At 54.4% G+C, this 4,943-nt stretch carries 1 protein-coding gene; it reads left to right on the forward strand.

The features are described 5' to 3' along the window. Positions 1–4,943: SNF2-related protein (locus tag OCV63_RS00565; RefSeq protein WP_262670568.1), on the forward strand; the 4,943-nt coding region annotated here is incomplete at both ends.

Raw genomic sequence — 4,943 nt, forward strand, 5'->3', positions numbered from 1 at the left:
CCCGGAGGAAACGCAGCTGCCCTGGCCGAAGGTACAGCGCCGAATCGCCCAGCTCATTCAGGAGGACCGGTTCTATACCGAAGAAGAACAGGACCGTTTTGACAATATCGACCCCATCGCCATCCGGGAAGCCCTGGAGGAAAGGGGCATCGTCAACGGCCAGGTGGCAGACTCGGAAAAACTGGACAATGACCCATTTATCCAACAGGTGATGTCAGATGCAGAGCAGATCGCAGCTGCCGAGGCAGAGCAGACTTCCGAGATTTCCATTTCCGATGAGGAATATGATGCCGTTCGCAGTCCAATTCCGCAAAGGACTTCCTATGACCCTGCCGCCCCGGTTTATGCTGTGGGCGATACCGTGTATATCGAGGATGACGCCTATCAGATCACCGAGCTGCGGGAGGACACCGTACAGCTTCTGCCCACCGGCATGGTATATCCCATCTATCGGGCAGAGCGCAAAGAACAGTTCGAGCAGTTGCTTCGGGCAGACCGCCGCAATGCTTACTATACCGAGCTTCTTCCCATTGACCCGGACAAGGCAGATCAGGACTTGCGGGATGTATTGTCCCATGGACTGATGGATGAAGCAGATAAAAAACAGGTTTCCACGCTGCTGCAATCCGGCAGGAGCAACAGTGAGATTGCCTACTGGCTGAGCAGAGCCTACCCTCATGAGATTGAGACCCTGAATCTGGAGACCGGCGATATTGCCGATTACCGTACCACGGCACAGGGCATGGAGCTGGAAGTCCTGGACGCAGAGGAAAAGCGTTTGGCTGTGCTGTATTTCCGCTGGGATGAAGTTGCGCCTTTGCTGCGCGGGATGTATGCCCGTCAGATGGATGGCTTTGGACAGGAACAGCCCCAACCGTCTGCCGAATCCCCGACCTTCCATTCCGAGACCGTGGCCGTCTATCCGGGCGATAAGAACAATCTGCCTTATGATGTGGTGGTGGAACGGCTGCATATCGAGGAGCCGGAGCCACCAGCCCCTGTGACTGAGTCGGAGAAACCCTTTGAGGAAGTGCTGGACGAACACCCGGTTTCCATTCAGGTCAATGGCCAGTGGCAGACCTTCCCCAATGCCAAAGCTGCCGAGGAAGCCTCCTATGAGGAATACAAGGCCAACCTGCGCCGCAATGCACAAAACTTCCGTATTACCGATGAGCATTTGGGCGAAGGCGGTCCGAAAGCCAAGTTCCAGGCAAATATCAATGCCATTCGTTTGCTGAAAGAGTTGGAAGTTGCCGGACAGCAGGCAAGCCCGGAACAACAGGAAGTCCTATCCCGCTATGTGGGCTGGGGCGGTCTTTCTGATGCCTTTGACCCGGAGAAACCGGCATGGGCTTCCGAGTATGCCCAGCTGAAAGAGCTGCTGACCCCGGAGGAATATGTCGCCGCCAGAAGCTCCACCCTCAACGCCCATTACACCAGCCCTACGGTCATTCAGGCCATCTATGAAGCGGTGGGCCGTATGGGATTTGAGACCGGAAATATTCTGGAGCCATCTATGGGTGTGGGCAATTTCTTCGGTATGCTGCCGGAGGAAATGCGAAACAGTCGTCTGTACGGTGTGGAGCTGGACCCGGTTTCCGGGCGCATTGCAAAGCAGCTCTATCCCAAGGCGGACATCACAGTAGGCGGCTTTGAGACCACCGACAGGCGTGACTTCTTTGACCTTGCCATCGGCAATGTGCCTTTCGGTCAGTATCAGGTCAATGACAAAGCCTACAACAAGCTGAATTTTAGTATTCACAACTACTTTTTCGCCAAATCACTGGACCAGGTGCGTCCCGGTGGTGTGGTGGCTTTTGTAACCTCCCGCTATACCATGGACGCCAAGGATTCCACCGTGCGCCGCTATCTTGCCCAGCGTGCCGAGCTGCTGGGAGCTATCCGTCTGCCCAATGACGCGTTCAAAAAGAATGCCGGTGCCGAGGTGGTATCGGACATCATCTTCCTCCAAAAGCGGGACCGCCCGCTGGACATCGTGCCGGAATGGACTCAAACCGGACAGACGGAGGACGGATTTGCCATCAACCGGTATTTTATCGACCACCCGGAAATGGTGCTGGGCAGACAGGAGCCGGTAAGCACTGCTCATGGTATGGACTACACCGTGAACCCTATCGAGGGACTGGAGCTTTCCGACCAGCTGCATGATGCGGTGAAGTATATTCATGGCACTTATCAGGAGGCAGAGCTGCCGGAGTTGGGCGAAGGCGAAGCCATTGGCACCTCCATTCCTGCCGATCCTAATGTGAAGAACTATTCTTATGTCATTGTAGACGGGCAGGTGTACTACCGGGAAAACAGCCGCATGGTGCGCCCTGATCTCAACGCCACCGCAGAAGCCCGCGTAAAAGGTCTTGTGGGACTGCGCGATTGTGTGCAGGAACTGATCGACCTTCAGATGGATGCAGCGGTTCCAGACAGCACCATTACCCAAAAACAGGCGGAACTAAACCGGCTCTATGACAGCTTTTCTGCCAAATACGGTCTCATCAATGACCGTGCAAACCGCCTGGCCTATGCAGACGATTCTTCCTATTACCTGCTCTGTGCGCTGGAAGTTATTGACGAGGACGGAAAGCTGGAGCGCAAGGCGGATATGTTCACCAAACGGACCATCAAGCCCCATCAGGCAGTGGCTACTGTGGATACGGCAAGCGAAGCACTGGCGGTGTCCATCTCGGAAAAAGCCTGCGTAGATATGGGCTATATGAGCCAGCTTACCGGAAAAACAAAAGAAGAACTGGCGGGAGAACTGCAAAGTGTGATCTTCCGTGTGCCGGGACAGCTGGAACAGGACGGCACACCCCATTATGTGACTGCTGATGAATACCTTTCCGGCAATGTACGCCGCAAACTGCGTCAGGCTCAGCGGGCGGCACAGCAGGACCCTTCTTTTGCAGTCAATGTGGAAGCTCTTACCGCCGCCCAGCCCAAAGACCTGGATGCGTCGGAGATCGAGGTGCGTCTGGGCGCTACCTGGATTGACAAGGAATATATCCAGCAGTTTATGTATGAGACCTTTAATACCCCGTTTTATCTCCAACGCAGTATCGAGGTCAACTATTCGTCCTTTACCGCTGAATGGCAGATCAAGGGAAAATCTTCTGTATCCTACAACGATGTGGCAGCTTATACCACCTATGGGACCAGCCGCGCCAACGCCTACAAGATTCTGGAGGATTCCTTAAACCTGCGGGATGTCCGCATCTATGACACCATAGAGGACGCAGACGGAAAAGAGCGCCGCGTGCTGAATGCCAAGGAGACCACCCTGGCGGCTCAAAAACAGCAGGCGATCCGGGAAGCCTTTAGGGACTGGATCTGGAGAGACCCGGAGCGCCGCCAGACTTTGGTGAGCCAGTACAACGAGGAAATGAACTCTACCCGTCCCCGTGAATATGATGGCAGTCACATCACTTTTGGAGGCATGAACCCGGCCATTACCCTGCGGGAACACCAGAAAAGCGCCATTGCCCATGTGCTGTATGGAGGAAATACCCTGTTGGCACATGAAGTAGGCGCAGGCAAAACTTTTGAAATGGTAGCTGCTTCGATGGAAGCCAAACGCCTGGGACTGTGCCAGAAATCTCTCTTTGTGGTTCCAAACCATCTGACAGAGCAGTGGGCGTCGGAGTTTCTGCGTCTCTATCCTTCTGCCAACATCTTAGTCACCACCAAAAAGGACTTTGAGACCCATAACCGCAAGAAGTTCTGCGCCCGTATTGCGACCGGTGACTACGACGCCATCATCATGGGACACAGCCAGTTTGAGCGTATCCCCATCAGCCGGGAGCGTCAGGAACGGCTTCTCTATGAACAGATCGACGAGATCACTGAGGGAATTGCAGAGGTACAGGCCAGCGGCGGCGAGCGTTTTACCGTCAAGCAGCTGGAGCGTACCAGAAAGTCTCTGGAAGCCAGACTGGAAAAGCTGCAAGCCGAGGGGCGAAAAGACGATGTGGTAACTTTTGAGCAGCTGGGGGTGGACCGTTTATTTGTGGACGAGGCCCACAACTACAAAAACCTGTTTTTATACACAAAAATGCGAAATGTGGCTGGTCTTTCCACATCGGACGCGCAGAAATCCTCCGATATGTTTGCCAAGTGCCGCTATATGGACGAGATCACCGGAAATCGTGGTGTGATCTTTGCCACCGGCACCCCGGTCAGCAACTCCATGACCGAGCTTTACACCATGCAGCGTTATCTTCAGTATGAACGCCTGCAAGAGCTGAACATGACCCACTTCGACTGTTGGGCTTCCCGATTTGGGGAGACCGTCACAGCATTGGAGCTGGCACCGGAAGGCACCGGCTACCGGGCAAGAACGAGATTCAGCAAGTTCTTTAACCTGCCGGAGCTGATGAACCTGTTCAAAGAAGTGGCTGACATTAAGACTGCCGACCAGCTGAATCTGCCTACCCCGGAAGTGGAATACCACAACATCGTGGCGCAGCCTACCGAACATCAGCAGGAAATGGTCAAAGCTCTTTCGGAGCGTGCATCGCTGGTACACAGCGGAACTGTTGACCCGTCCCAGGATAACATGCTCAAGATTACCTCGGATGGCCGTAAGTTGGGGCTTGACCAGAGGATCGTCAACCAGATGCTGCCGGACGAACCTGGCACAAAGGTCAATCAGTGTGTGGACAACATCATGCAGATCTGGCGGGACGGCAAAGCTGACAAGCTGACCCAGCTGGTGTTCTGCGACATTTCTACACCACAGGCCAAAGCTCCTGCAAGCAAGGCGGCGAAAACGCTGGATAATCCACTGCTTCACGCATTGGAAGGCGCTGTGCCTCTGCCGGAACAGGAACCGACCTTTACGGTATATGACGATATTCGTCAGAAACTCATTGCTCAGGGGATGCCTGCCGACCAGATCGCTTTTATCCATGAAGCCAATACCGAAGTGCGGA

Source organism: Laedolimicola ammoniilytica, assembly GCF_025567165.1.
In the GTDB taxonomy this organism is placed as follows: domain Bacteria; phylum Bacillota; class Clostridia; order Lachnospirales; family Lachnospiraceae; genus Laedolimicola; species Laedolimicola ammoniilytica.